This window comes from Aquimarina litoralis (assembly GCF_019295435.1).
GTDB lineage: Bacteria > Bacteroidota > Bacteroidia > Flavobacteriales > Flavobacteriaceae > Aquimarina > Aquimarina litoralis_A.
Genome location: NZ_WEKL01000023.1, coordinates 64831 through 90437 on the forward strand (window position 1 = coordinate 64831; position 25607 = coordinate 90437).

General features: G+C 30.7%; 26 protein-coding genes. 15 read left to right on the forward strand and 11 right to left on the reverse strand.

Annotated elements, in window-relative coordinates; genetic code table 11:
* Positions 1-35: 35 nt before the first annotated feature.
* On the reverse strand, positions 36-1028 hold the full coding sequence (locus tag GBO31_RS13455; protein WP_219008876.1) for a YceI family protein: 993 nt from the start codon (positions 1026-1028) through the stop codon (positions 36-38).
* Positions 1029-1155: 127 nt separating this feature from the next.
* Between GBO31_RS13455 and GBO31_RS13460 the strand changes: the two genes are divergently transcribed.
* The 4 genes from GBO31_RS13460 to GBO31_RS13475 all read left to right on the forward strand — a co-directional run bounded on the left by GBO31_RS13460 (position 1156) and on the right by GBO31_RS13475 (position 4844).
* A complete protein-coding gene (locus GBO31_RS13460) occupies positions 1156-2040 on the forward strand; it encodes a winged helix-turn-helix domain-containing protein (RefSeq protein ID WP_219008877.1) in 885 nt (294 codons plus the stop codon).
* Between the two features lie 129 nt (positions 2041-2169).
* Complete coding sequence (locus tag GBO31_RS13465; RefSeq protein WP_219008878.1) at positions 2170-3534, forward strand: glycoside hydrolase family 113; 1365 nt, start codon at positions 2170-2172, stop codon at positions 3532-3534.
* 568 nt (positions 3535-4102) lie between these two features.
* Positions 4103-4531, forward strand: a complete 429-nt coding sequence (locus GBO31_RS13470; RefSeq protein ID WP_219008879.1) for an SRPBCC family protein — start codon at positions 4103-4105, stop codon at positions 4529-4531.
* Positions 4521-4844: an ArsR/SmtB family transcription factor gene (locus tag GBO31_RS13475; RefSeq protein WP_219008880.1), complete on the forward strand. Its 324-nt coding sequence runs from the start codon at positions 4521-4523 to the stop codon at positions 4842-4844. The genes GBO31_RS13470 and GBO31_RS13475 overlap by 11 nt, the downstream gene beginning before the upstream one ends.
* A 21-nt stretch (positions 4845-4865) precedes the next feature.
* On the opposite strand, the gene GBO31_RS13480 is transcribed toward GBO31_RS13475, so the two are convergent.
* The gene (locus tag GBO31_RS13480; protein ID WP_246615869.1) at positions 4866-5261 is read right to left on the reverse strand and encodes a Dabb family protein; all 396 of its coding nucleotides are present in this window, start codon (positions 5259-5261) and stop codon (positions 4866-4868) included.
* Between the two features lie 193 nt (positions 5262-5454).
* Here GBO31_RS13480 and GBO31_RS13485 point away from each other — a divergent pair, with 193 nt between their 5' ends.
* Positions 5455-5883: a hypothetical protein gene (locus GBO31_RS13485; protein ID WP_219008882.1), complete on the forward strand. Its 429-nt coding sequence runs from the start codon at positions 5455-5457 to the stop codon at positions 5881-5883.
* A gap of 65 nt (positions 5884-5948) precedes the next feature.
* On the opposite strand, the gene GBO31_RS13490 is transcribed toward GBO31_RS13485, so the two are convergent.
* The 3 genes from GBO31_RS13490 to GBO31_RS13500 form a co-directional block, all read right to left on the reverse strand.
* Complete coding sequence (locus GBO31_RS13490) at positions 5949-6554, reverse strand: hypothetical protein (RefSeq protein WP_219008883.1); 606 nt, start codon at positions 6552-6554, stop codon at positions 5949-5951.
* A 6-nt stretch (positions 6555-6560) separates the two neighbouring features.
* Positions 6561-7049, reverse strand: coding sequence for an RNA polymerase sigma factor (locus tag GBO31_RS13495; RefSeq protein ID WP_219008884.1), 489 nt, complete (start codon positions 7047-7049; stop codon positions 6561-6563).
* Between the two features lie 177 nt (positions 7050-7226).
* Positions 7227-7823, reverse strand: a complete 597-nt coding sequence (locus GBO31_RS13500; protein WP_219008885.1) for a hypothetical protein — start codon at positions 7821-7823, stop codon at positions 7227-7229.
* 246 nt (positions 7824-8069) lie between these two features.
* Between GBO31_RS13500 and GBO31_RS13505 the strand changes: the two genes are divergently transcribed.
* Positions 8070-9299, forward strand: coding sequence for a response regulator (locus GBO31_RS13505; RefSeq protein ID WP_219008886.1), 1230 nt, complete (start codon positions 8070-8072; stop codon positions 9297-9299).
* 13 nt (positions 9300-9312) lie between these two features.
* On the opposite strand, the gene GBO31_RS13510 is transcribed toward GBO31_RS13505, so the two are convergent.
* A complete protein-coding gene (locus GBO31_RS13510; RefSeq protein WP_219008887.1) occupies positions 9313-10287 on the reverse strand; it encodes a peptidoglycan DD-metalloendopeptidase family protein in 975 nt (324 codons plus the stop codon).
* Positions 10288-10622: 335 nt separating this feature from the next.
* Between GBO31_RS13510 and GBO31_RS13515 the strand changes: the two genes are divergently transcribed.
* Positions 10623-11456, forward strand: coding sequence for an OmpA/MotB family protein (locus tag GBO31_RS13515; protein WP_219008888.1), 834 nt, complete (start codon positions 10623-10625; stop codon positions 11454-11456).
* 106 nt (positions 11457-11562) lie between these two features.
* On the opposite strand, the gene GBO31_RS13520 is transcribed toward GBO31_RS13515, so the two are convergent.
* Positions 11563-11751, reverse strand: coding sequence for a hypothetical protein (locus GBO31_RS13520; protein ID WP_219008889.1), 189 nt, complete (start codon positions 11749-11751; stop codon positions 11563-11565).
* 235 nt (positions 11752-11986) lie between these two features.
* Between GBO31_RS13520 and GBO31_RS13525 the strand changes: the two genes are divergently transcribed.
* From GBO31_RS13525 to GBO31_RS13535, 3 genes are all read left to right on the forward strand, one after another.
* Entirely contained in the window at positions 11987-12433 is a 447-nt protein-coding gene (locus GBO31_RS13525) for a hypothetical protein (protein WP_219008890.1), read from the forward strand.
* A gap of 244 nt (positions 12434-12677) precedes the next feature.
* Positions 12678-13514, forward strand: coding sequence for a M57 family metalloprotease (locus tag GBO31_RS13530; RefSeq protein ID WP_219008891.1), 837 nt, complete (start codon positions 12678-12680; stop codon positions 13512-13514).
* Between the two features lie 129 nt (positions 13515-13643).
* The gene (locus tag GBO31_RS13535) at positions 13644-14042 is read left to right on the forward strand and encodes a DUF2541 family protein (protein WP_219008892.1); all 399 of its coding nucleotides are present in this window, start codon (positions 13644-13646) and stop codon (positions 14040-14042) included.
* Positions 14043-14118: 76 nt separating this feature from the next.
* On the opposite strand, the gene GBO31_RS13540 is transcribed toward GBO31_RS13535, so the two are convergent.
* Positions 14119-15333 carry a class I SAM-dependent rRNA methyltransferase gene (locus tag GBO31_RS13540; RefSeq protein WP_219008893.1) on the reverse strand — a complete coding sequence of 405 codons (1215 nt, stop codon included), beginning with the start codon at positions 15331-15333 and terminating at the stop codon, positions 14119-14121.
* Between the two features lie 726 nt (positions 15334-16059).
* Entirely contained in the window at positions 16060-18510 is a 2451-nt protein-coding gene (gene lon / locus GBO31_RS13545) for an endopeptidase La (RefSeq protein ID WP_219008894.1), read from the reverse strand.
* A gap of 102 nt (positions 18511-18612) precedes the next feature.
* Between lon and GBO31_RS13550 the strand changes: the two genes are divergently transcribed.
* The 5 genes from GBO31_RS13550 to GBO31_RS13570 all read left to right on the forward strand — a co-directional run bounded on the left by GBO31_RS13550 (position 18613) and on the right by GBO31_RS13570 (position 22405).
* Positions 18613-19095, forward strand: a complete 483-nt coding sequence (locus GBO31_RS13550) for an RNA polymerase sigma factor (RefSeq protein WP_219008895.1) — start codon at positions 18613-18615, stop codon at positions 19093-19095.
* Positions 19092-19655 (forward strand): hypothetical protein, encoded by a 564-nt coding sequence (locus GBO31_RS13555; protein ID WP_219008896.1) that lies wholly within the window; start codon positions 19092-19094, stop codon positions 19653-19655. Before GBO31_RS13550 ends, GBO31_RS13555 begins: the two co-directional genes overlap by 4 nt.
* Positions 19636-20739, forward strand: coding sequence for a DUF4097 family beta strand repeat-containing protein (locus tag GBO31_RS13560; RefSeq protein WP_219008897.1), 1104 nt, complete (start codon positions 19636-19638; stop codon positions 20737-20739). Before GBO31_RS13555 ends, GBO31_RS13560 begins: the two co-directional genes overlap by 20 nt.
* A gap of 22 nt (positions 20740-20761) precedes the next feature.
* Positions 20762-21496 (forward strand): head GIN domain-containing protein, encoded by a 735-nt coding sequence (locus tag GBO31_RS13565; RefSeq protein WP_219008898.1) that lies wholly within the window; start codon positions 20762-20764, stop codon positions 21494-21496.
* 120 nt (positions 21497-21616) lie between these two features.
* Complete coding sequence (locus GBO31_RS13570; protein WP_219008899.1) at positions 21617-22405, forward strand: tyrosine-protein phosphatase; 789 nt, start codon at positions 21617-21619, stop codon at positions 22403-22405.
* Here the strand turns inward: GBO31_RS13570 and GBO31_RS13575 are convergent.
* Both GBO31_RS13575 and GBO31_RS13580 read right to left on the reverse strand, forming a co-directional pair.
* Positions 22402-24759: a GumC family protein gene (locus tag GBO31_RS13575; RefSeq protein WP_219008900.1), complete on the reverse strand. Its 2358-nt coding sequence runs from the start codon at positions 24757-24759 to the stop codon at positions 22402-22404. The two genes, GBO31_RS13570 and GBO31_RS13575, sit on opposite strands and share 4 nt — an antisense overlap.
* Positions 24760-24766: 7 nt before the next feature.
* On the reverse strand, positions 24767-25558 hold the full coding sequence (locus GBO31_RS13580; RefSeq protein WP_219008901.1) for a polysaccharide biosynthesis/export family protein: 792 nt from the start codon (positions 25556-25558) through the stop codon (positions 24767-24769).
* Positions 25559-25607 lie beyond the last annotated feature (49 nt).

The window sequence follows — 25607 nt, forward strand, 5'->3', positions numbered from 1 at the left end:
TAAGTAATTACAGATAGAATTGTATTTAGGTGATTTTATTCTGTTAAAATAGTGACTTCAAATTGTACTTCATCAGATAACAGATTATCCGCTACACCGCCAAAAATACTCCCCGAAGCATGCGTTATTCCCCAGATGGTTCTATCTATCGAAAATTTGGTTTGAAATTGTATTTTTCCTTCAACTTCAGAAATAGTAGCATCAAATTCAATAGGTTGTGTTATATCTTTAATCATTAAATCGGCTTTAATGATTGCATCAGATTCATTTTTATAGGATACATTTTGTATGTAAAGCCTTGCAATAGGGTATTTGTTGGTATCAAAAAAATCTTCATTCTTTAAATGATCCACCAATCCTTCATTATATCCACCATCTATATTGGCTATGGTTTCCATGTTTACAATGAACTCTCCTCCTACTACTTTTTCTTTTTTTTGATAAAATTCTCCGCTATAAAACTTAACTGTACCATAATGACCACCTGTATGGAGCTTATTAAACCCTTCCCATCGCAATGTACTTGCTTCAAGATCTATTTTTAAAACACTTGTATCACTTTTGGGTAGTACTTTATTTTTATCGACAATGTCTATGAGTTCAATATCGTAGTGTAATATAGAATCAGGATGAGGAAAAGTAATATTTCCAGTTCTTTTACTTAACGCAGGCGGAACGATTAATTTTCTAATTTCTCCTTTTTGCATACCAAGTAATCCTTCATCTACTCCTTTAATAACTTGGTTTCCGCCAACTAAAATTTTTAAAGGATTTGGTCTGTTTCTTGACGTATAAACCAAAGAATCATTTGGGTATTTTGTTGTTTCATGAATTAATACCTCTTGACCACTTATTACTTTTGGACCATTCCCATTTTTAATGATTTTATATCTTAATCCAGAATCAGTAGTTATAAAATCAGTTTTTGGAGAACAAGCAAAAATGGAACTTGACACAAGAGCAATTACATATATTTTAACAATTTTGTTAATCGATGTATACCCTTGAATTCTTACTTTAGTTTTCATAGATATCTTTATTTTAATTTCTTTGAGCTAAAGTAGTTTAGGAGCTATATTGTATGGCTAAATGAATTGTAAAAAAGTGTATCTCAATTGTAAATTTTACTTAAATTCTAAATAAGACATTCAACTTATGAGAAATAACATCAAAATAATTACTGTTATCCTGATACTTATAATAGGTTGTTTATCTATTTATAGTTTTTCTGCGAAACAAATTTCCTTTTATCCTGAAAAGGTAAAAGTGGCGTTAAGGTCAGTTGGCAATCAATTATTGTTAAAGAATAATGATACTACTTCCTTAGTGTTACCTGTTAGAGAAATATCAGATCAAGTATTTGAATTATCTTTTCAAAAAGAAATTGCAATTAATCCTGAGGATTTAGTACAATTCATGGATACCGAACTTACCACTATAGGATTACCGAATAATTACATTACAGAATTGGTAAATTGTAAAACAAATGAGGTTTCTTATAGTTATGAAATGTTAGGACCTCTTGAAGAAAGTAAGATTTCATGTATAGGTAGAAATTTACCTGAAAATTGTTATACTATTAAAGTTATTATGCTAGAAACAGAAGCAGCTCCACTCTATGGAAGCTTTGGTAACATCTACACATTCTCTTTCTTATTATTGTTTCTAATTTTTATATATAGTTTGACTTTTTTTAAACAAAAATCAAAAGAACAACGAACGCAAGTTATTACTGATCATATGGTTTTAGGAAGTTTTTTGTTTTTTCCTAATCAACAGAAATTAATGAAAGATGGAAAAGAAATTGGATTAACAGCTAAAGAATGTGAGCTATTAAGCATTTTTGCAAATCATCCGAATGAAATTATTAAAAGAGAGGAACTTATTAAAAAGGTTTGGGAAGATAATGGTGTAATTGTCGGAAGAAGTCTAGACATGTTTATTTCCAAACTTCGTAAAAAGTTGGATAACAATTCGGATGTAAAAATTGTAAATATCCATGGTGTTGGGTATAAGTTAGAAACAAATACAACCAAATAGTATCCTTTACGAAAGTAGAAGTATCCTATCCTTTGATATCTAAATAACCTATTAACATATATTTTAATCAATTATTTGTAACATTTACTCTCAAAATTCTTCTAATATTACTACCATGTTCTAATAGAAATGAAAAAAGAGTTTTTTCCAGCTTTCATAGTATATATATTCTCTTGGCTTCTTAGTCTAGTGCTTGTCTTAATTGGAGCTATGAGTCAAGGACTTTCTTTTTCAGAATCTTTGAGCTTTTTTGGAAAAGCATTAACCAGTACAAACTTTGCAGTAGCAATACATATTTTCTTCGTTTTATTATACCTAATCTTTTTAGTAGTAAGATACTTTTTAAGAACCTATAGAAAAAGAGGCTTTAAAATTATGTCTAAGCAGTTATCATTACGATTTTTAATGCCCGTATTGCTCATTTTTGGTATTTATAAATTACTAGTTTTCAAAAATAGCTTTGAGCATTTTGAGTACAATTGGATTCAAACAGTTGAAAACAGAACAGGAATTTCTAATGACTTATATCAAATTGATGGAAAACATCGTGGTATGAGTGTATTTGGTTGGTTTAATAGAGATTTTTCAGCTATTGATGATCTTATAAAAACGAATACAGAATGGGTGGCCGTAATACCTTTTTTAGATCAAGAAAATGAGGAATCTTTGGAAATGCGTACTCCAAGAGAGTTTGGCAAATGGTCGCGAAGAGATAGTCTTCATATCAAAACTATTTCCGCTCTTAGAGAAAAAAAAATACACGTAATGTTGAAGCCCCATCTTTGGTTAGGTTCTGGTTGGAGATCCAATGTAAAGCATACTAACCATGAAAATTGGGATATTTGGTTTGAGTCTTATCGTAAAAATATGTTGCACTATGCAAGAATGGCCGCAGAAACCGATGTAGAGTTATTTTGTATTGGAACTGAACTACGAAGCTCTTTAGAAAAACAACCAAAAAAATGGCTTTTACTAGTACAGGAAATAAAAACCCTTTATCACGGAAAGCTTACCTATGCAGCAAATTGGGATGGTGAGTATGATTTTGTCGAATTTTGGAATGAAATGGATTATATTGGTATACAGGCATATTTTCCATTAACTAATAAACCAAACCCAGATTTACAACAAATTAAACAAGGTTGGAAGAAACATACTACTATGCTATCTAACCTATCAAAAAAACATGGTAAACCTATTCTATTCACAGAAATTGGGTATAAAAGTGAATCATCTGGTACCATAAAACCTTGGGAATGGGGATCTTCACTTAGCATTTTATCCAAACAGAAATCAGATAAAACACAGCAACTTGCTTATCAAGCTCTTTATGAAGAATTTTGGGATAAAAATTGGTTTGCAGGTACTTATATCTGGCAATGGAATACCCAAACCAAAAAAGAAAACGCTCCTACTAATTTAGACTTCTCTCCACGCTTTAAGCCTGCTGAAAATACTATTGCAAAATGGTACAACCAAGTGGCTGATGAATAAAACCTGATCTTGAATATATTTTACTTAGTTTCTAAATACTGAACCAAATTATCACAAGTAACCTTATCAAAATCTGATTCTTATAAATTTCGAAATGTAAATACCATTATTTTTTTACTTTATGGTTTTGTACTATATAAAAACCTGTTCCAAATAAAACTCCAGCACCAAATTTTTGACTTGTAATAGTTTGGTGTAATAACTCAAAAATTTGTTCATTTTGCAGAATATAACTGACTTCTGCACATATACTATCATGCACTAAGACAATATTATATATAATCGAGTACTAATGTTCTTATTCTATATTTATATCAAAAAACAAGAGGTATTYAAAAAAATGGTAAAAGGCTATAATTTTCCATCGGAGATTTCAATTAAAAAAAGAGAGTAAAAAATAAACTGTTAAATTAATAAAATCAGTTAGATACTAAAACATAAAATACTTTCAAACCTAACTTCACAAAGTGATTTTATACAAATAAGCAACCTTATAGTTGCGTATTTGTATAAAATCATTATATTTGCAACCATATAGTTGCATTTTATTAATCATAAAACAAAATTCATGAAAGATCAAATCAAAAAAGAACAGTTTTTTAATCATTCCATAAGTAGAGTTTGGAATGCTATCACTCAACAAAATGAAATATCTAATTGGTTTCTCCCTGCTGATTTCAAAGCCGAAGTTGGTTATCAATACACCTTCAATTCTCCAGACAAAGAACACTGCGAACCTATTATAGGAGTTATTCAAAAGGCAGACCCTTACACCCTAGTTTATACTTGGATCATTAAAGGAACTAATGTTGAGACTACCGTAAAATGGGAGCTTGAAGAAACTACAGACGGAACGAAATTACTATTAGAACATTCTGGAATTTCTAACTATTCTGGTACAACAGCCATTGAAATGTTTAATAATTTTAGTGGTGGATGGGATAACTGTATAGATGGACTTTCCAATTACTTAAAACAAGAAGTTCATGCAGGATAAAATAACAGAAATATTAAAAGCAATTGCAGATCCTACAAGGCGTGAAATATTTCATGCCTTGGTAATTGCAGCCACAGCGCTTCCTATTACTCAGGTTTCCAGTCAATTTGATATTAGCAGACAAGGAGTTACTAAACATTTAAAAACCTTAGAAAATGCAGGTTTAATACAAATTAGTAGTAAGGGCAGAGAGCGTTTTTGTACAGCAGATGCTACACCTTTATTAGAAATTAGCAAATGGCTTAAATTCTACGAAAAATTCTGGGATGATACTCTTAGTAATCTAGGATCATATCTAGATCAGAACCCATAATTCAGAAAGGCAGATAACATATTATTCCACTTTTATCGTATCATATATCTGTACTTTATTCCAAAGGGAAGATGCCTCCTCTATAAACAAAAGATGAGCGTCTTCTTTTTGGTATAAGTCTTGTTCTTCTTTAGAAGAGAAAGTAACTATGATAGCATATGTATAGGTATTATCTACCACTTCCCTATCAGTTCCAGCTGGAATTCCTACAAAATTAGTTTTTGCATACTTAGATGTTTTCAAAAATTTATCTAGAGCTACTTCGAACTTTTTTCGATCTTCTTTATTATCAGGGTTTTTAAGCCAAATATACACGGAATGCACGAAGTGTTTATCAAAAACATCATCCCTATTTTTACAAGATGATGCAGAAAAAATAAAGATACTTATAATCAATAAATATATTAGTTTATTCAATCTTTTATATCGTTTTAAGAGAATCATATATCAAAAAGTTAGTTGGTTCTAAATTTACAAAAACCTTATTACTCTTTTCAGAAGTAGTGAAACAAATAACTTTTTATTTTCCCTGAGAGATTTTGAAAATTTGTGATTTACATAGGTAATGTCTAAATTGTTTCAACATAAACAATCTAACTATCAATTAATTATGAACACATTAACTAAAGTACCAAAATGGTATTGGGTAATTAGTATTCTCGCGCTAATATGGAATATCATGGGAGTTATAGCTTATTTGGCGCAAGCCTACATGACTGATGAAATGGTCAAAGCAATGCCCCAATCAGAACAAAATTTTTACAATAATTTTCCCGCTTGGGTAACAGCAGTTTTTGCTATAGCTGTATTTTCAGGAACTTTAGGATGTATTGCATTACTTCTAAGAAAAAAATGGGCAATACTGTTGTTTATTATTTCTATGTTGGCAGTTTTTGCTCAGCAATATTATAATTTCTTTATTCAAGATTTTGTTGAATTAACGGGACAGAGAGTTTACATGCCAGTGATTATAGTCATATTTGGGTTTTCTCTGATATGGTTTTCTAAATCGGCAAAAGATAAAGGATGGATTTCTTAAAACTCATTTAACTAAGTTGTAAAAGCAGTATTTAAAAAAATACTGCTTTTTTATAGATCTTCATTTTATTCTTGTAGGTCCTTTAGAATATTTTCTGCTTGTTCTATGTTTCTGTTATAGCATTTTTTAACCCATCTGGCAAAAAACACAAAAAATAGAATCCCAAAAGGTATGAAAATAACTAATGACCATAGGTAATTCATATTCACAAATAAGTCTTTCCCTCCTATTATCTTTGAAGTAACAGGTAGAATTAAAAAAATTAATAAGAAACTCAAATAATAAGATGCCTTTTGAAGTGACTGAAACTGTTTTTTGTGTTTGGTATATGTAATCAAGGTATCCTTATAACTGTTCTCATAAAAATTAATTCCGCTCATCTTACTGATAGATCTTAAGGATAAAACAGGTAAGATTAACAATATTAAGGCACAGGCTATTCCTAATGCTATATTATACCAGGTTTCCAACGTATTTAATTTGACAAAAATTAGTATTGCCATTCCGTAACAGATTATAGTACCTAATATTTCAGGGTAAGCGATTTTATTCCATTTTCTTCTATATTGTTCTTGTGTCATCATAATTATCATTTTATCGGTTAACTTTTTTTGTTTTTCTAATTGGCCACTAATTTCAGACCATACTGCTTGCATTTCTTCTATTTCCATCCCCATTTATTTTTTAATTATTTGCGTTTTCAATTTTTGTTTTATCCTTGATATTCTAGTTCCTACATTAGAAGCCGACAATCCGGTAATCGTTGCTATCTCTTCATATTTTTTACCTTCCAAAACTAAAAGGATAAGTCCCTTTTCTAAATCATTGAGCATTTTGATATGCGCATATACAACTTTCAACCTTTCTTCGAACAGTGTATCATAGTTTTCTGTTTGCTTTAGTATAACCTGATCAATTCCTACCTTGTTCCCTTTTCTTTTTTCTTTTTTTAATCTGGTTATTGCTGTATTTAGCGCCACTCTATACATCCAAGTACTGATCTTAGCATCTCCTCTAAAATTATCATAGGCTTTCCATAATTGATAAACTATTTCCTGATATAGGTCTTGTTGATCTTCAGAGTGATCAGTATACACGGTGGTTATTTTAAAAATAACACCTTCATTTTCTTTTATAATGTGAGTAAATTCTTCTTCCTTACTCATGTTGTACTATAATTTTTATTATTAGTATTCCATGTTATCAAAAAATCACATTTTTTGACAAAAAAATATACTAACGATGAAAAAACCTTTGTAGAAACTACAAAAAATAGCACATAGTTAATTCAAAAACAATTACTTAATAAGCAACAAGAAAAATAAGAATGGATTAAGGATTATTTATTCTTTGACTACAATCAAAGTTGCTTTTACACCTGTAGTAAGATTCCATTCATTAGCGGTAATAACATTTCCCTGGTCATCATGAAGTTGAAATTCAGCAGTGTTAGGTCCAGAAGTTCCCTGATTAAGTGCTTGAATATCAATTTTATTGAATCCTTTTATAAGATCAATTTGAAAACCTTGAAAAGTAGCATCTAAATAAACACTAGATCTTATAACATCATCATTTAAAAAGATTCGCACCAAATCACCATCTACAGATTGATGGTCTCGATATATCAAATAAACAAATTCAGAATTACTTTTAAAATCTCCTAAGTACTGATCTGATTTGTATTCTTCTTTTATTTCATTATCCTTTTGAAACCATTTCGGAACAACTTTAAAATTTGGTTTTAAAAGACCATTATCCCCAGTCATGTCAAAAGGCTTTTGTGTTCTATTAAATCTTATAGAATCTTCTAAACTACTATAAAGAGAAAAGTCATTTTTAGGTTTAGTTAAACCAGGAGTAAGCTTATAAGTACTTGTGTTTAACTTACTATTATCATCAACTTTTAAAGATGAAATAGGTTTCTCTATTTGTGCGTTCATAAAACACACAAACATTATAAATAATATAGATATAACCGTTGATTTCGTCTTCATCCTTCCTTTATCGTATATAGTCGTTAAAGATAACTAATCCCTTACTTTTTTCTACAAATTAGATTCAAAAACTCTACCAAACTATAGATAACATAATTAAATCAGAAAAAAATGATGATTTACGAAAAAAACAACGAGTTAAATTTGTAAGATAAATCCGATATCTCTTATTTTGTTATAAAAAAACATCCAATGTATTATTCCCCTATAATAATTTTACTATTAGCCGTAGTTATCTTTTTAGGTTATCGATATTTTGTAGTATCCAAAAAACTAAAAAATAAGAATAGTGAATTACAAGATTTACAAAACTCTACGGAACTTAAAGTTCAAAAAAATCAAGAATTTATCTCTTCTCTAAGTCAAGAACTAAGAACTCCTCTATATGGTATTATGGGATTGACTAACATTCTTGCAAATGAACATCCAGAATTAGAAGGTAATAAAAATATTAAGTCTCTTAAGTTCTCAGGTGATTATTTATTGACCTTAATAAATAATGTTTTACAAGTGAATATATTGGATTCAGAAACTATAGAGTTTGATAAAAAACAATTTCAATTAAAGGAACTTACACAAAACATTGTGAATTCTTTTAGTTATGCTACAGAGAATAGTGGTAATACCTTAGATCTAGAATTTGACGATGAAATACCCGAAATATTAGTTGGAAATTCTTCTATACTGTCGCAAATATTGATGAATCTAATTAGTAATGCATTACGATTCACTAAAAACGGAAATATTGTTTTTTCTGTTAATTTGATTCATAAAAAAGGGAGTATCAATAATATTTCGTTTAAAATTAAACATGATGGAAACGAGATTTCTAAAGAAGATGAAAGATCCATCTATCAAGAATTTATCGATATTGAAAAGGTTAAGAATTCCTACTTGGGAACAGGTCTTAATTCTACAATTGTAAAAAGATTAGCCAAATCTATTGAAGGAGAAATTATATTACAGAATAATTCACAAGCAGGATCCGAATATGCTTTTGTTGTAGATCTGGAAACGGTAAATCATAAAAATACTGGGAGTAATGAAATTTCTGGAAACGAAAAGCAGAAAGCGTTAATTGTTGATGATAATAAACTTAATTTGTTAGTCGCCAACAAAATTTTATCCAAGGAAAATTTTGAATGTACTACTATTGACAATGGATTTGATGCTATAGAACTTGCTAAGGATAATTCTTATGACATTATCCTAATGGATATAAATATGCCTAAGTTAAACGGGATAGGTACTACCAAAAGAATTCGAGAATTTGATCCTAAAACTCCTATAATTGCTTTAACAGCAGTTGATGTCACTCAGTTAAATAGGCAAATTATGCAAGCTGGTTTAAATGATTATATACTGAAACCTTACGATAAAAGTATTTTGTTGGAAATGATACATAAGCATATTCAGAATTAAACAAATTAAGTTGTTAGTAAATAACGATTTCTTGTCCAATATTTAATACCGAATTATGTCTTATTTCGTTGATTTTGCATATTTCTGATACTGCGATATCGTGTTTTCTTGCGATACCATATAGCGTATCTCCTTTTTTAACTATATAAATACTTCTTGTAGGTGTTTCATCAATTGCATTTTCTAATGTTTTTTGAACTACAATCTTACTTTTACGGGTAGAACGATGAGATCTTGGTGTCATCCATTTTTTAGTTACCACGATTTGTTTAGATCTCACTTTAGTATTTTCTGAAAAATCAAAAAGATATTCTGGGTGGATACTTTTACCTTCGTAACGAACTTCTAGATGTAAATGACTTCCTCTGGCATTTCCTGAAACTCCTCCTTTACCAATTATCTGGCCTTTTTCTACCACATCATTTTCTTTGACCAAATACTTAGAAAGATGGGCATATACTGTTTCTAAGCCATTATCATGTCTTATGACAATAGTTTTTCCATGACCAGAATGTCGTCTTACATATCTAACTTTACCACTAAGCATAGCTTTAACATTATCTCCAGTTTGAAGATCAATATCAATACCTTGATGTGCTCTTCCTCTTCTCCATCCATATCTTGAAGTAACCACCATTTTATGTTCTACAGGAGAAGAAAATACCGAATCCTTAAAATGTAATAAAAAAGGTTGTTTTTGAAATTTCTTTTTTATGAAGGTATTAAAAACAGTGGTATTCCAATTTTCATTATATACACTGGTCACAGTCTCTTCTTCCAAAACATCTTCCTCAGTATCTTGAATATAAATGTTCTGTTTGTTTAACTTATATATAGGTAAGTAAGTGATTTTCCCATCTAGTACTAACTCTTTAAAATCCAGTAGTGTTTTAGTTTCATCTTGCTTGGACTGTTGTGCTAATAACCTAGAAGTCGATATTCCGATTAGAATTACTAAAAATGTTAGTCTTCCTTTATGTAAGAACATAAATTTTAAAAATTATAAATTTTAAAGTAAAGTTTATCCAAAGCATTGCATTTAGTAGTAAGACGATATTTTGATTTAGGCGTTACAATATTATTAATTATTCACATAATAACAAGTATTCATTTTTTAAAATGTTAAAATACACAAACCAATGAAAGTCAAAATATTAAAAAAAAATCCTTGATATATTTACCGTAAAAAGGGTACGGGATACTTTTAAATAAATATTTTTTTAACAATTTTTAAGATTTTAATGTGAAAAGTTTAGTAGGTAAAATTATAATAAAACAGACAACGAGTAGTTTTAGGTAACATAAAAGATTAATTAAATAACCATGAAAAAAGTATTCACACTAATCGCATTATCAGGAGCCTTGATGACTACCTCTTGTGTATCAAAGAAGAAGTATTTGGCTTTAGAACAAGACCTAAACAATACGCGTAGTACATTACAAAAAACTACAGTAGAAAAAGAGGAATTAGAGTCTAAATTTGCAAAAATTGAAGCTAGAGTCGCTGATTACAACGCAAAAATCAACTCATTGAGAGATTCTAATAATGAAAAAATGGTAATGGTAGATGATCTTGCAGTAATCTCTAACAATACCAAAAAGAAAATGAATGAAACGCTAGCTCAAGTTAGCCCTGAAAAACTACAAGGAGCTAGAACTCTTCAAGACTCAATGAACCTTGCTGTTTCTCATAATTTGAAAAGTTCATTAGATGATAGTTTGAAAGAAGACGATGATATTTCTATTGATATCGATAATACTGTAGTTATGATTTCTATATCTGATAAAATGTTATTTAACAGTGGAAGTTATAGAGTAAGTAATAAAGCTAATGATATCCTAGAAAAACTTGCGCAAGTAATTAATTCTGAGCCAAGTCTTGATGTTATGATTGAAGGACATACAGATCCTAGAACAATTAGCACTCCTGCTTTAGAGGATAACTGGGATTTAAGTGTAAAAAGAGCAACTTCGATTACTAGATTATTACAGAACAAATATGATGTAGATCCTGCTAAGTTAATCGCCTCAGGAAGAAGTAGCTATCAGCCATTAGTAGAGAATGATTCTGAAGAGAATATGGCAATTAACAGACGTACAAGAATCGTTTTATTACCAAATCTTGACAAATTCTTTGCGATGTTATCTTCTAACTAAGAAATTAAAGTAATTTAATAAAAAAGGGATGTTCAAAACATCCCTTTTTTTTATTTGTACTTTGTTATTATAATGCTATCCTTGAACTATGATAAAATTCCTACTACTATTCAATATACGTATTCACGCTTGTTGTTAGCTTACAGGAACTATGCAGCATTTTCTTGAATTTTAAAGCTAAATGTTCGTCATCAAATTTCATCGCTTCGCTTATACTATTAGATAATACTAACTCACCTATTAGATATTCAACAAAATAGGTTTGTTCATCAGTTAGTAAAACATACTCCGTCATATCACGTTCTTATTTTAGATAATAGTAGATAGTTTTATCATCAAACAAACTACACTATTTCTTATTCATTGCTCAAATTTACCTTTTAACTTCTGTACTTTTATTAGTGGACTGCTTTTGTTATTAAATTCTTATTCACAATTCTCTCTAAACAATATTATTAGTGCATTTTTAATTAAAAAAAGTCGAGTTTTTTTCGTAACTTATTGATGTTCAAACATTAAATTACTCCATCATGAAACTCTTCTTTTTAATTATACTCGGCTTATTCTCCACAAATACAATTCATAATAATACTTCTAATAAATTAATTGAAACCTACAATCTTGAAGGTGTTTGGGATCTAAAACATCAATTTTTATACGATCAGAATGAAATCTCTGATACTATTACCAATATTAATGGATATAGACAGGTAAAAATGTATAGCAAAGGGAAAGTAATGTGGACCCGATTTGACCCTTCTGATAGCAACGAATGGTTTGGTTATGGTACGTATACGATAAAAGGTAATATTTTAGAAGAAAGATTAGAATATGCTTCTGGACCAATGATGAAAATAGTTGACACCACACAGGTTTTTAAATTCGAATTGGTTATGGATAAAAAATCATACCAACAAATTGCAATTGATGAAAACGGGCACTATTTACAGTCTGAGAATTATATTAAAGTAGAATAAACTTATCTGTCTTACTTAAAATTCGCAAAAGGGATTATAACTTATTTAATTGGGTTATAATCCCCTTTTTTTATGAGCCATTTAAAAATATATTTGCCATCGAATCAATAACATACAAACTCTTCCCCTTTTCCAATTAACTATTTTACATATACCTTAAAAATAGTTGAGTTTCCCTGAAATAATTCCCCATTATAGTAATGTAAATGATAAACAATTAGATAACTAAACTAAATATATTTTTATGAAAACTATCAGATTTTCAACATTATGTACTGTCATTTTACTTACTGTTTTTTCTTGTAAGCGAAAAGAGATCACTGAAGAAGTGCAGGAAATAGTTCAGGAACCTACCAAAGAACAACTCGACAAATTATACAACATGGGAATAAATATTGAAGAGGTTTCTGTTCAACAAATTACTATGCTTGATGGAAAAACTGACACTTACTTAGTTTCCGGAGACATTATGGTACCCATGTCACAGTTAGATTCTTATGCAGTACTAGAATCGTTAGAAAATGGTAATAAGCAGTATCGTGATATCAATATTGTTTCTTCTCCAAACAGAAATATTAATATTCTTGGATTTACTGGAGGTAGTGCAGGATTAACTTCAAAAATGCAAACTGCACTTAGATGGGCTGTAAACAACTATAATGCACTTTCTAACAGTCTTAATTTCAATCTTTCATTTGGAGCCAATATAGGAGCTGCAGATATTGTTGTATTTCGTATTAACGAACCAAACGGTGGTGGAAGTGCAGGGTTTCCTAATTTTTTAGGAGAACCTTATCCATGGATTAGAATTAATTCTGGAACAGAAGCTTTTAGTACCAACGTAAATGAACATATAATAACACATGAAATTGGTCATTGTATTGGTCTAAGACACCAAGACTGGTTTAACCGTCAAAGTTGTGGAAATGTAGGACTTGTACCAGCAGAACCACCAGCAATTTGGATCCCTGGTACTCCAACTTCTCCTAATGCCGATTCCATTATGCTAGCTTGTTTTGGGAATAGTGAAGACGGAGAATTTACTGATACAGACAGAACAGCATTAAATATACTCTATTAATCAGCTAATTACCTTAAAACCTAAAAGCTATGTACTTTGATGTACATAGCTTTTTTATAAAAAAGGGATTTTAAATTAAACCTTTTAAAATTCAACTAGTCTTATCATTGAACATTAAAATTTGATACTATGAAAACTTCAAAAATAGCATTACCATTCTTAATTATTATCTTTTTAGTAGGAAGTAGTTTTACGATTACGCCTCTTAAATGGGAACATCTAGGAGCTAGAACAGTAAATTACAAAATAGATAGAGATGTTATTAAAGTAACTGCTAAAGATGGAAGATTTAAGAAATTAAAAATTAAGGTTACCAATGGCTCACTAAATATGCATAGAGTTGTTGTCCAATATGGTAATGGGGATAAACAAGAGATTAAAGTAAAAAAGAATTTTGCTAAAGGTGGAGCAACCAGACTTATTGATTTAAAAGGTAATAAAAGAATTATTAGGGATATTACTTTCTTCTACGACACGAAAAATTTCTCTAGAAAACGAGCAAAAGTACATGTATTTGGTAAACACTAAATATACTAACAAACTTGGTCGAAATGCTTACTAATGAATTCTAAAATACTCGGCCAAGTTTATTGTTTTCAATCTTCTAATTCAATCGATAATATCCACATTTCAAATATGCTCCTTCTGGAAATGCAATTGGATGATCTATATCATGAAATGTTTTTTCTAACACTTTAAAAATCCTTCCGCTATTGGAGATATTTTCTTCACAGATTCGAAAAAAATCGTCTGATTGTACTCTAGAGGAACAAGATGCCAATACCAGAATCCCTTTTTTTACAACCAACTGTGCTCCAAGTCTTGCTAATCTTGCATAACTATTGTTTGCTTTTGAAATTTCACTTTCTCTTTTCGCAAAAGATGGAGGATCAATCACCACAATATCAAACTTCTTTTTGTCAGAAATCAATGTTTGTAGACCATCAAAAGCGTCAACCGCCATAATAGTATGATTTCCAGAATGTATATTTAACAATGCGTTTTCCTTTGCCATTTCTAAGGCATGCCTGCTAATATCTAAACTGGTAACTTCAGTTGCGTTTCCTGCTAAAGCATGAACCGAAAAACCACCAGCATACGAAAACACATCTAGAACCGTTTTATTTTCTGCCAATTCCCCTACTCTCTTTCGATTATGTCGATGATCAAGAAAATATCCGGTTTTATGCCCTTTTATAACATTTGCAGAAAAAAGAACACCATGTTCTTTAAATACAACAACTTCATTTTTTAAATCTCCATAGATAACTTGACCATCATATAAATTATACGTTTCACCAGTATTTTGTAAAGATCTACTTAATCGTAATACCACGGTTTTACATCCTGATTGTTCTATTAAATGTGGAATAACCCAATTTAGGTAAGGAAACCAAATATGAGAATACAATTTTATTACTAAAACATTATCATATACATCCGAAATAAAACCAGGCATCTGATCATTTTCACCAAATATGAATCGATAACTATCAGTATCAGTCTCCAGTAACGGTTTTCTTAACTGATATGCTTGTTGAATTCTAGTAAAAAACCAGTCACTATTTATTTGAGCTGCTTTTTTATATTGAATCAGTTTTATTCGAATAGGTGAATATGGATCATATAATCCTATTGCCAATATTTTATTCTTCTTATTATCGTAAACGATAGCTAAATCCCCAGCATTACCCTTAGCGCTTTGTTTAATAATACTATTTTCAAAAATCCAAGGATGCCCTTTTTTTACCATTTTCTCGGCGGCTGGTCTTAGCTTTATTGCGATTCGTTGAAAATTGATATCTGGAATAAAATTCATATTCTGCAAGAATAACAATATTTTTTAGTTTATAAGAGTTTTATATAGAAAAACGGGACTGCATGTGCTAACAATCCCGTTTTAACCAAAACTTTTTAAAGTGTAACCTATATCGGAAAAGTCAGATTAGACGTGTAATAGGTGTGACATCTTACATTTAGATTTAAGAGTATTTCGCGTATAATATATTTGTTGGTTAATAATTAACACGAATGTTAATCAAAGTCTGGTTTATTATTTATAAAAGTAAGACAATTAAACCATTTATTATTGCGTCTAAACCTCAAAAAAAGTGGAAGAAAAAGTTAATTATTGGCTCAAAAAAAGAAAGCGCTCATCCCAAGAAGTATCAGGATAAACGCCCAAAAAAGTATTGTTCGAACTTGTAAATATCTAGTAAAGCAAATCTCGCTTTTTGATTGTTGGTTGAATCCTGCCTATTTCTAAAAAGCATACATCCCAAGAAGTATCAGGATCTACCCTCTTTATAGTATTCAATTCAACTTCCGTTTTATCTAGTAATAGATTTTGTTGATTTCTCTACTGCTTACACTTATATGACGTATGTAATTAAAATTTGTTACACTCTTTTATTAAAATTTTCATAAAAAAAGCACTAAAAATTTAAAACCCCAGTAAAATCAACATCTTTCAGTTCAAAAAAAGTATAAAAAAATCATTTCCTTAAGAAAAGGAAATGATTGTAATAGTTTTTTATTATTTGATTTATAGCTTTTTAGCGTTTTTAACCTTTGTCTTAGTCAATGCTAAATCTAAAACCTCGCTCATCTCTTTTACATAATGAAATTTTAATCCTTTGAGATACTCCTGTTTTATTTCATCAATATCTCTTTTGTTGTCTTCACAAAGTAAAATTTCTTTAATGTGAGCTCTTTTGGCGGCAAGTATTTTTTCTTTAATTCCTCCTACTGGTAATACTTTTCCTCTTAAGGTAATTTCACCAGTCATTGCAATACTCTTTTTTACTTTTCTTTGAGTAAATAAAGAAACTAAAGATGTAAGCATCGTAATTCCTGCACTAGGACCATCTTTTGGAGTTGCTCCTTCAGGAACATGAATATGGACATTATAGTTACTGAAAATTTCAGGATTAATTCCTAAAACATCTGCATTTGCTTTGATATATTCCATTGCAATCGTTGCAGATTCTTTCATCACCTTACCAAGATTACCAGTAATAGTGAGATTTCCTTTACCTTTTGATAAGATTGATTCTATAAATAGTATATCACCACCAACGCTGGTCCAAGCCAAACCAGTTACTACTCCAGCTACCTCATTATTTTCATACTTATCTCTTTCTAATCTAGGAACTCCAAGAACTTCTAAAACATCATCATTATTCACTTTTACATTATATGATTCTTCCATTGCTATGTTTTTAGCTGCATAACGAACCATTTTAGCAATTTGTTTTTCTAATCCTCGAACACCAGATTCTCTTGTATATCCTTCAACAATTTTTTCTAATTGAACTTTTCCGATCTTAAGATGGGATTTATCCAATCCATGTTCTACTAATTGTTTTGGTAATAAATGCTGTTTTGCTATTTCTACTTTCTCTTCGATTGTATATCCCGTAACATTTATAATTTCCATACGATCACGTAGTGCTGGCTGGATAGTATTTAAACTATTAGATGTAGCAATAAACATTACTTTGGAAAGATCAAATCCCATTTCTAAGAAATTGTCATGGAATTCAGAGTTTTGTTCCGGATCTAACACTTCTAACAAAGCCGAAGAGGGATCTCCCTGATTTCCTACAGATAGTTTATCAATCTCATCCAAAACAAACACTGGATTACTAGTACCTGCTTTTTTAAGACTCTGAATTATTCTACCTGGCATGGCTCCGATATATGTCTTTCTGTGTCCACGTATCTCGGCTTCATCTCTTAATCCTCCTAAAGAAATTCGTACATATTCCCTACCCAATGCTTCAGCAATAGATTTACCTAATGAAGTTTTTCCAACTCCTGGAGGTCCATACAAACATAAGATAGGAGATTTCATATCATTTCTAAGCTTTAGCACTGCTAAATATTCAATGATACGTTTCTTTACTTCATCTAATCCATAATGATCTCTATCCAAAATTTTCTTTGCACGCTTTAGATCAAACTGATCCTGACTAAATTCATTCCAAGGAAGATCCAGAAATAAATCTAGATAATTGCGCTGTATAGAATACTCTGCAACCTGAGGGTTCATACGTCGCATTTTAGCCAATTCTTTGTCAAAATGCTTTTGTACTTTATCGTCCCATTTCTTATTCTTACTACGGGCTTGCATCTCCTCAATTTCATCCTCATGCGATACACCTCCAAGCTCCTCTTGAATAGTTTTCATCTGTTGATGAAGGAAGTATTCACGTTGTTGCTGACTCATGTCATGTTGCACTTTGTTTTGAATATCATTCCTTAGTTCTAACTTTTGGAACTCAAGATTCATATATTTCAAAGTGGCAAGCGCTCTATCCTTAATACTATCAATTTCTAATATTTTTTGTTTTTCCTCTACTGGCAAATTAAGATTTGAAGAAACAAAATTGATCAGAAAAGAATTACTCTCAATATTTTTTATAGCAAAAGATGCTTCAGAAGGAATATTTGGACTTTCCTTAATAATCTCCAAAGCTAGGTCCTTAATAGAATCAATAATCGTATTAAATTCTTGATTTTCTTTCGCTGGTCTCGTTTCAGGAACCTCGATAACCTTTGCTTTGATATAAGGATCTTCTTCTATAATGTTATCGATCTTAAATCTCTTTTTTCCTTGTAAAATAACCGTAGTATTACCATCAGGCATTTTAAGAACTCTTAAGATTCTCGCAACAACACCAATATCATTTATATCTTTCGAACCTGGGTTTTCTACATCTTCTTCTTTTTGGGAAACGACCCCGATCGTTTTATTTMCATTATTTGCTTCATTTAAAAGTTTAATGGATTTATCTCTACCCGCAGTTATAGGAATTACCACTCCAGGAAATAAAACAGTATTCCTTAAAGGCAATATTGGAAGGACTTCCGGTAAATCTTCTTTGTCAATTTCCTCTTCATCTTCTGGTGTCATTAAAGGAATTAATTCTGCATCTTCATTTATTCCTTGACATGACAAACTGTCAAGAGTTGTTAATTTGGATTTTGTCATAAGTATATATCAAAGTCATTTTGTCATTTGAACAAAATGACATTATTGTAAAAATTAATTAAATCTAACTATCAAATCTAAAAACAAGATCAAGGAGCGCAGATGGAAATTTATAATCGCTATTATAAAGCTATGTACAATACTGCTTTTAGGATTATAAAAGATTCTGCAGAAGCCGAAGATATTATGCAAGAAGCATTTCTAACTGCTTTTACCAAATTATCTATGTTAGAGGATAGTAAATTATTTGGTTCTTGGTTAAAAAAAATAGTGGTTAATTCTAGTCTTACAATATCTCGTAAGCGTACTACCTATGGTGAGGTCCCTTTAGAAGCCGTATCGTATGCACTTACAGATGAAACAGAAGGGGTTGTAAGAGAAGATTTAACAAGTGTAAAAGCAAATGCGGTCTTACAAACATTGAAAGAATTAAAAGAAAGCTATAGCACAGCGTTGTCATTGCACTTAATTGAAGGGTATGATTACGAGGAAATTTGCGAAATATTGAATATATCTTATTCTAACTGTCGTACACTAATTTCCCGCGCAAAAGAAAGTTTACGAAAAAAATTAGTAGTTGCATGAATACTGAAGATGAAATCGACAAATTATTTGAACGTATGGAAAATCAACTTGATGTATATGAACCATCAGCTGATCATAGACTTCGTTTCTTAGAAAAATTACAAGCACAAAATCAAGTGATTGCTTTGAAACCTAAAAAACGAAATTGGATAAAACCACTAGCTATTGCTGCATCTATAGCAATATTGGTTGGCGTGATGTCGATTGCTCCTATCTTTCAAACTAATGACAAAGCTGAATTAGCAAGTGTTTCTCCTCAAATGGAGGAAACCCAAAATTTCTTTACAGTAGCCATCCAGGCACAATTAGAAGAAATTGATAACAATTCATCAGCAGAAACAAAAGCATTGGTTGCAGATGCAATGGAGCAATTAGAAAAATTAGAAGCTAGCTATGAAATCTTGAAAAAAGATCTGGTAGAAAGTAATAATGATAAAAGAGTTATTAGTGCGATGATTAAGAATTTTCAACAACGTGCTTCTCTTTTAGAAAATGTACTTGAAAAAATGAACAATATCAACAAATTAAAATTAACTGAAAATGAAACCAACATACTATAAAATTTTATGCTTTTTGTTTCTTATTCCGACTCTGGTACTAGCAAATAATGGTGTTAATGGAAGAAAAGGAAAGTATACAAAGGAAAAATCGTTAAAGAAGGAATTTTCCGTAAATAGCGATGCCTTATTAAAAATTAGTAATGATTACGGAAATCTAGATATTACTTCTTGGGATCAAAATAAAGTTGTAATGGAGATTACCATTAAAGTTAATGGTAACGATGAAGAAAAAGTTATCAAAAAACTAGAAAGTATTGATGTAGATTTTGAATCAAGTGCCTCGTTAGTAAGTGCTAAAACTACATTTAATAAAGAAGGAAAATCATGGTGGTCTAAGTTTTCTGATGGCTGGAATGGAAATAATCTGAAAATGGAGATTAATTATAATGTTAAAGTTCCAACCACTAATAATGTGCAATTAAGCAATGATTATGGTAGTATTACTCTTGATAAAATTAAAGGAAATGCTAAACTAAGTTGTGATTATGGTCAAGTGATTGTTGGTGAATTAATGGGTGATGAAAACTATTTAAGTTTCGACTATACACACAATAGCACTATTAAATATATGAAAGCTGGAAAAATTAGTGCTGATTATTCGGATTTTACATTAGAAAATGGTGAAAACATACTTCTTAATGCAGATTATACCAAATCTAAAATAAAAGCGATCAAAGAATTAAATTACAATTGTGATTATGGTAGTTTAAAAGTAGAAAACGTTGGAGTATTTAAAGGAAATGGAGACTATCTTGACACTAAAATTGGCAATGTAAGTACAAGTGTTAGTATTAATTCTGATTACGGATCCATATCTATAGATAATTTAGAACCAACTACAAAAAGTGTCACTATCAGAACCGACTATACTGGTGTTGGTATAAGGTATAATCCAAATTTCAATTTTGATTTCTCTATTAGAACTTCATACGGAGGAATAAGCCTAGATGATGATATAAATATCATGAAAAAGAATAAAGAAAATACCGATAAAAATTACAGTGGTTATAATGGTCAGAAAAATAGTGGAAATTCAATCGATATTTCTACTAGTTATGGTAGTGTCAAACTAAGAAAAAATTAATTATTCAAATATTCAATCAATTATGAGAACAGTAACAATCATTTTAAGTTTAGCCTTGTGCAGTATTACTACAGTTAACGCACAATGGTGGGGAAACGGCAAAAAAGTAGTAGGTGATGGTAATATGGTTACCAAAACAAGAAATCTATCAGATTATGATCAGGTAAAAGTAAAAGGAAGTCTTGATGTTTCTCTTATATCTGGCACTGAAGGAAAAATCACAGTTGAAGGAGAAAGTAATCTTATTCCATATGTAGTGACAGAAGTTGACGGAGATGCTCTCAAAATTTATGTAGAAAAAGGGTATTATCTTAAAGTAAGTAGAAACAAAAAGTTAGTTATCACAGTACCTTTTAAAGATCTAAGTAAAGTAAGTCTTACTGGTTCAGGAGATGTATACAGTGAAGATGTTATCAAAGCTTCCAATTTTAAGACAAGCGTCTCAGGATCTGGTGATGTGAGATTGGCAGTAGAAGCTAATACCATAGAAAGCTCAGTTTCAGGAAGTGGAGATTTAGTTTTAAAAGGAACTGCAGATAATCTTGAATGTACCGTTACAGGATCTGGTGATTTAAAAGCTTATGATTTAAAAGCTAAAGATGTAGTTGCATCTGTTACGGGATCCGGTGATATCAAAGTGACTTCTACTTCGTATTTAAAAGCAAGAGTAACAGGATCTGGAGATATTGATTATCAAGGAAATCCAGAAAAAGAAGATAAAAAAGTGTCAGGATCTGGTGATATAACTAGACACTAAACGAAGCATATTTCAATAATCCGAAAACTGCTTATAGAAGTTTTACTTCTTGAGCAGTTTTTTTTATATAATAATTTTTACTTTTGTAAGTAGCTTGATATAAGTTAATAAGGGAAACTTATGAGCTATATTAAAGTATATCACTTTAATAACCCCAAAACTATAACGAACACGTTGCATTTTTTATCAAAAAAAGAAATTCATCTTAAAGATATCCTACCTAAAGGTTATGTGGATATACATTCTCATTTACTACCAGGTATCGATGATGGTGTAAAAACCGTTTATCAATCCGCCTATATTATCGAGCAGTTTCAAAAATTAGGACTTACAAAAATCATTACCACTCCGCATATCATGAATGAAGTATGGCCCAATACAAGTGATGTCATACAAAACAAGCATATGGAAATGAAGCGCGTACTATCTTCATTAGATATTGAAATACAGTTGGAGACTAGTGCAGAATATATGCTAGATGATTTATTTTATAACAGAATACAAAAAGAAGATATTCTTCCTTTGCATACGAACTACATTTTAGTTGAGATGTCAACGTTTAATCCACCAATTAACCTTAACGAACTTCTTTTTGAAATTAAATTAAAAGGCTTCACTCCTATTTTGGCTCATCCAGAAAGATATAGTTATTATCAAAATGACCTTACTAAATTTCAAGAATTGAAGGAGTCTGGATTTTTATTTCAACTCAATTTGCTTTCCATGTCTGGATATTATGGAGAAAAAGTAAAAAATACAGCTATTAAACTTCTTTCAGAGCATCTTTTTGATTTTGCTGGTTCTGATGTGCATAACTATCAACAATATGAAGCTTTAGAAAAAGGGTTTTTACCAAAACATGCAGATAAAGTCAATCAGTTAATGCAAAACAATTCAGTTTTTCATTAATCTTTGGCACCGTATCCATATCCATAACCGTATCCTACTTTATCACCAGCAGCATTTAATAATACAGCCATATTTGGCAAGCGCTTTTCTCTATAGAAGTTCTCAGGAACTTGTAAGATTCGTTTGTCAGAGTAGTTTTCACGAACTATATAGATACTTAAATCTGAAAAATGCCCAATTAACAAAGTATCTGTTACAAGGCTTACTGGTGCAGTATCCACGACTATATAATCATAGTGCTCTCCTAAGTATTCAAACATTTCCTTAACCCTATCATTCATAAGTAATTCTGCAGGGTTTGGAGGGATTGCTCCAGAAGGAACTACAAACAAAGGATCATGCTCTCCTTGTTCATAAATCACATCTTCTGGTTTAATATCTGAATTCATTATAAAATTTGTAAATCCAGGTGTATCCTTACCTTTAGGAAGCTCGAAAAAATTATGGAATTTAGGATCTCTAAAATCTGTTCCCAAATACGCGATTTTTTTTCCTGATATTGCTAATGTTTTTGCAAGATTAGATGAGACAAGAGTCTTTCCTTCTCCAGAAATTGTAGAAGTAACAAAGATTACTTTGCCAGTTTCCTTATTTGTACCAGCCATTAAGAATCCAAGATTCGTTCTTAAAATTCTAAATGCCTCTGCCACTGAGGATCTACTGTTTCTAGAAACAATAATTTTACTTTTCTTATTTTTTGTTTTAGGTATCGCTCCTAAAATAGGCATTGACAACGATCTTTCTAAATCTTCTCTAGAGTTTACTTTGGTATTAAACAGATCTAATAAATAAATTGTCAAAAATGGAAGCGCAAAACCGAAAAATATCGCTCCAAAATAAATCATTTTCTTATTTGGAGATACTGGATAAGATCCCAATGTAGAAGCTTTATCGATAACACGAGCATTAGATAAAGTTATATGACTTGTGATTTCTGCCTCTTCCCGCTTTTGTAATAAATATAAATACAATTGCTCTTTAATTCCTTGTTCTCTACCAATTGCAGTAAGTTCTTTTTGTCTTAAAGGAGCATTGTATAGTTGTCCACTAAAATACTTATCCTGCGTACGTAAACTATTTAAATTTATATTGATGGAGCTTTTAGCTCCATTTAAACTAGCAATTAAGCCTTGTCTTAGTGAATTAATCTGTTCTACAATATTTACAACTACTGGGTTTTGTTCACTAGATGATTTTAATAATCGTTTTCGTTGACTAATTAATTGATTGTAACGAGCTACGGTAGAAGTAATAGAAGGATCATCAAATCCAAGTGTAGACGGAAGTATGTCATATTTCCCATCCTGACTTAACACAAAACGCCTAGTGGATTCAATTTGTCTTAATTGAGTTTCTAACCGATTGATTTCCTGAATATTTCTAGAATCTATATCCGCTACTCTTTGCGTTTGAGCAGATACATCATTCGTTAATCCAAATTTGGATTTATATCCTGCTGCTTCATCATCAACCGCAGATAAATCTCCAGAAATAAGTTCTAATCGCTCATTAATAAATCCAGCTGTACGAGCAGAAGTTATCTTTTTATTTTCGATAGTAGACTTATTATATTCTTCTACAAGATTATTGATAATATCTTTAGCCTTTTCTTTTACAGGATCATTCAAAGAAAGTTTAACTATAGATGATCCTTTACCAATCGTAATAATAGATAACTTATTTCGATAGCTCTGTGCTACGATATTTACCGGAGTAATCTTTATATGAATAACATCGCCCTTATTAGTTTCTATATCTTCAATACTAGGTGTGATAACAATATCACCTACACTTGTATTAATTGTTTTTCCAAAAGAATGATCACTTAATTTTTGACCTTCTTTATCTACAAAAGAGAAAGAGGTTTCTGAGTTGATTAATACTCGGAAATCTTTAGATTTTGTATGAACAATAGAATCTGCCGATAAAAAGTTGATCTCTACTAATGATTTAGGATAGTTTTCCGTTTCTAATACTCTACCTTTAGTAAAATACTGTACGTTAAGCTTTAGATTATTCACTACATTGGTTAGTAGTGTCCTAGATTTCATAATCTGAATCTCATTTTCGATCTTATTTTGAGAATCATCCAATAATCCAAGATCTTTAAATGCTGATAATTCGGATTCGCTTACGCTTTCTTCCTGAGAAATTAAAATAGTCCCTGAAACATTGTATTGAGGAATTGTGTAGCGAATATGTACATAGGCAAGTGTTCCAAAAATGACAACACTAATCAAAAACCAATACCACTTTCTTACATACTTTAGGATCTCATCTCTAAAATTAAAGCTAGATTTAGGAGCATTATTAGCAAAAGTGTTGTTGCTATCAGTACTATTATTTGAAATCATACGCTATCTATCTTAAAATAAGTGCTAATGCAGCGAGCCCAACACTTATAATACTTAACACAACTCCTACAGTATTATCGTTACCTTTGGAATTTTTCACCCTAGCCTCATTTGGCTCTACATACAACACATCATTCTGTGCAAGATAATAAACAGGAGAGTCAAAAATAGATTTAGAAGTAAGATCCACTCTATGATATGTGTTCACACCATCATTTTCACGGATTACCATTACATTACCGCGTTTTCCCATAATTGTTAAATCTCCCGCTAAGCCAATTGCTTCTATAATAGTAATTCTTTCATTTGGAATTGTAAAAGATCCAGGCTGGCCTACTTCTCCTATCACCGTAATTTTAAAATTTTTCAGTCTAACATTTACTATTGGATCTTTGATATATACCTTAAGTTTTTCCTTAATCATATCCTTTATCTGAACCCTAGTTAAACCAGAAATTTTTAATTTACCCAAAACCGGAAAATCTATATTTCCTTCTTCATCAATCAAATAAGTTGGCTCTCCTCCACCATTAGCTGCAGACCCTGCACCAGAGGCATCACCAGCTACTGGCAAACTTGATCCTTGCATTAAATTAAATGGTCTGGCAGCATCCATATCTGTTGCTGAAACCATAATACTTACCACATCATCAACTTTAAAAACCGGTGTAAATGAATTGGCAGATTTAATTTTTTCCAAATCTTGTGATTCCTGAAAATACACAACATTTGTTGGTGTTTTACAAGAAAAAGTAAAGGCTGTTATTACTAATAATAGTAAAATGTTGTATGAACGCATATTTTTAAGTTCTTTTTCTTTAGGGCATTTCTATCGTTAAACAAAAATA

Bases quoted from the DNA above. Each gene is read 5' to 3' on its own strand.
- GBO31_RS13555 (WP_219008896.1), top strand. From the start codon at position 19,092: ATGAATACTGAAGATGAAATCGACAAATTATTTGAACGTATGGAAAAT.
- GBO31_RS13575 (WP_219008900.1), bottom strand. From the start codon at position 24,759: ATGATTTCAAATAATAGTACTGATAGCAACAACACTTTTGCTAATAAT.
- GBO31_RS13525 (WP_219008890.1), top strand. From the start codon at position 11,987: ATGAAACTCTTCTTTTTAATTATACTCGGCTTATTCTCCACAAATACA.
- GBO31_RS13520 (WP_219008889.1), bottom strand. From the start codon at position 11,751: ATGACGGAGTATGTTTTACTAACTGATGAACAAACCTATTTTGTTGAA.
- GBO31_RS13475 (WP_219008880.1), top strand. From the start codon at position 4,521: ATGCAGGATAAAATAACAGAAATATTAAAAGCAATTGCAGATCCTACA.
- GBO31_RS13515 (WP_219008888.1), top strand. From the start codon at position 10,623: ATGAAAAAAGTATTCACACTAATCGCATTATCAGGAGCCTTGATGACT.
- GBO31_RS13490 (WP_219008883.1), bottom strand. From the start codon at position 6,554: ATGGAAATAGAAGAAATGCAAGCAGTATGGTCTGAAATTAGTGGCCAA.
- GBO31_RS13465 (WP_219008878.1), top strand. From the start codon at position 2,170: ATGAAAAAAGAGTTTTTTCCAGCTTTCATAGTATATATATTCTCTTGG.
- GBO31_RS13535 (WP_219008892.1), top strand. From the start codon at position 13,644: ATGAAAACTTCAAAAATAGCATTACCATTCTTAATTATTATCTTTTTA.
- GBO31_RS13570 (WP_219008899.1), top strand. From the start codon at position 21,617: ATGAGCTATATTAAAGTATATCACTTTAATAACCCCAAAACTATAACG.
- GBO31_RS13540 (WP_219008893.1), bottom strand. From the start codon at position 15,333: ATGAATTTTATTCCAGATATCAATTTTCAACGAATCGCAATAAAGCTA.
- GBO31_RS13505 (WP_219008886.1), top strand. From the start codon at position 8,070: ATGTATTATTCCCCTATAATAATTTTACTATTAGCCGTAGTTATCTTT.
- GBO31_RS13550 (WP_219008895.1), top strand. From the start codon at position 18,613: ATGGAAATTTATAATCGCTATTATAAAGCTATGTACAATACTGCTTTT.
- GBO31_RS13495 (WP_219008884.1), bottom strand. From the start codon at position 7,049: ATGAGTAAGGAAGAAGAATTTACTCACATTATAAAAGAAAATGAAGGT.
- GBO31_RS13580 (WP_219008901.1), bottom strand. From the start codon at position 25,558: ATGCGTTCATACAACATTTTACTATTATTAGTAATAACAGCCTTTACT.
- GBO31_RS13460 (WP_219008877.1), top strand. From the start codon at position 1,156: ATGAGAAATAACATCAAAATAATTACTGTTATCCTGATACTTATAATA.
- GBO31_RS13510 (WP_219008887.1), bottom strand. From the start codon at position 10,287: ATGTTCTTACATAAAGGAAGACTAACATTTTTAGTAATTCTAATCGGA.
- GBO31_RS13530 (WP_219008891.1), top strand. From the start codon at position 12,678: ATGAAAACTATCAGATTTTCAACATTATGTACTGTCATTTTACTTACT.
- GBO31_RS13500 (WP_219008885.1), bottom strand. From the start codon at position 7,823: ATGAACGCACAAATAGAGAAACCTATTTCATCTTTAAAAGTTGATGAT.
- GBO31_RS13565 (WP_219008898.1), top strand. From the start codon at position 20,762: ATGAGAACAGTAACAATCATTTTAAGTTTAGCCTTGTGCAGTATTACT.
- GBO31_RS13485 (WP_219008882.1), top strand. From the start codon at position 5,455: ATGAACACATTAACTAAAGTACCAAAATGGTATTGGGTAATTAGTATT.
- GBO31_RS13470 (WP_219008879.1), top strand. From the start codon at position 4,103: ATGAAAGATCAAATCAAAAAAGAACAGTTTTTTAATCATTCCATAAGT.
- GBO31_RS13560 (WP_219008897.1), top strand. From the start codon at position 19,636: ATGAAACCAACATACTATAAAATTTTATGCTTTTTGTTTCTTATTCCG.
- GBO31_RS13455 (WP_219008876.1), bottom strand. From the start codon at position 1,028: ATGAAAACTAAAGTAAGAATTCAAGGGTATACATCGATTAACAAAATT.